Annotated in this window: 2 protein-coding genes; both read left to right on the forward strand. The window is 53.0% G+C overall.

Features of this window, described 5'->3' with window-relative positions:
• The coding region (locus D6694_14025; GenBank protein ID RMH36273.1) for a polysaccharide biosynthesis protein at positions 1-231 on the forward strand (231 nt) is incomplete at its 5' end.
• A 60-nt stretch (positions 232-291) separates the two neighbouring features.
• A complete protein-coding gene (locus D6694_14030; GenBank protein ID RMH36274.1) occupies positions 292-972 on the forward strand; it encodes a restriction endonuclease in 681 nt (226 codons plus the stop codon).
• Positions 973-1,454: the final 482 nt, after the last annotated feature.

Raw genomic sequence — 1,454 nt, forward strand, 5'->3', positions numbered from 1 at the left:
CTGAACCGCGACGAAATCATCCGCAAACTGGCTGCCGAAGGCATCCCCGCGCGCCCCTACTTCGCCCCCATCCACCTGCAGCCCTACATGGCGGAACGCTTCGGCTACCGCGAAGGCATGTACCCCGTCACCGAAGACCTGGGGCGTCGCGGCGCAGCCCTGCCCTTCTCCAGCGTGATGACCGAAGAACAGGTCGAAACCGTGTGCGCCGCCCTGCGCCGCGTGCTGTAGAAGTCCACTTTGCTGATTACCCAAAATCCTGCATTGAAATCTCCTGACATTGAACATACAATGAGCGTAACACAAATTCTCTTTACCGCGTTTGATGTGATTTTTGATTTTTGGCCTGTATTGTTGTTGACCCCTTTGAAGTATCGCAGGGGGAATCTGGTTTCAAATATGTTGAAGTTGTGGGTGTTCTGGGCTGTTGTCCGGGTGCTGTTAGTGTTCAACCCAGAACCGATATCGGCTTCCCTTGTCTTGCCTGAACCGTGGAGCACGTCCCTGTTTGTTGTTGCCGGGGTGATTTTGGGGGCAGTTTGGGCGTTGCAGGTATCTGTGAGCCGAAACCGCTTGTTAAGCAAGGCGAAACAAATTCAAAGCCGGGAAGATTTGGCAAATTTATCGCCCGTTGAATTTGAAAACATGGTTGTTGAATTGTTCCGCGCCATGGGGCATCAGGCAAAGCGTACGGGAAAAAGCGGTGACCATGGCGTAGATGTTGTGGTTAGGACCAAAAAAGGAGAAAAATGGGTTGTGCAGTGTAAACGGTGGCGCAAATCTGTTGGCGAGGGTGTGGTTCGGGATTTGTATGGCACGTTGCAGCATGAAAAAGCAGATGGTGGAATGATTATTGCTGCTAATAACTTTTCTATGCCTGCGCGAGAATGGGTGCGAGGCAAACCAATTCGCTTGATAAGCGGTGATGAATTTTTAAGGTCATGGCAAAAAGTCATGCGAAAAAGGCGGTAAGTTCGTTGCACACGAGTTAAGCACACATCACCCCATCAAGACTATGTTTCGCCCTCTCGTGATGGGCTGCTTGGGTCGGCGTTTAGCCGACTTCCATGCGCTGAGGAAGGGCTTCCAGCCCGCATGATGTCTTCAAAAGCATTCAAAAGCGACGACACGTCGCCGCACTCCGAAAAATACGTTCCAAACCCGCTGAATAGCCCGTTGCAGCCTCCAAAAACAGCCGAAGGTTACCCCTGAAGGGGCTTCCTTGACTATTCGACGGGGAGAACGCCTCGAAAAGCCCCCCCTTAGAGCCGCACAACAAAACGCCCCTCCCCATTAGGGGAACCCGCGCAAAAGCCCCTTCCCCTTAGGGGAGGGGTTGGGGTGGGGGAAAAGGCGGGGAAAAAGACGGGAAAGAAACGCCCCTCCTCCTTAGTCCGAAAATTCCTGATGGGGGTATCCTTGCAAGGCGACATAATCACCACTTGCCCTGCGCA

This window comes from Gammaproteobacteria bacterium, assembly GCA_003696665.1.
In the GTDB taxonomy this organism is placed as follows: domain Bacteria; phylum Pseudomonadota; class Gammaproteobacteria; order Enterobacterales.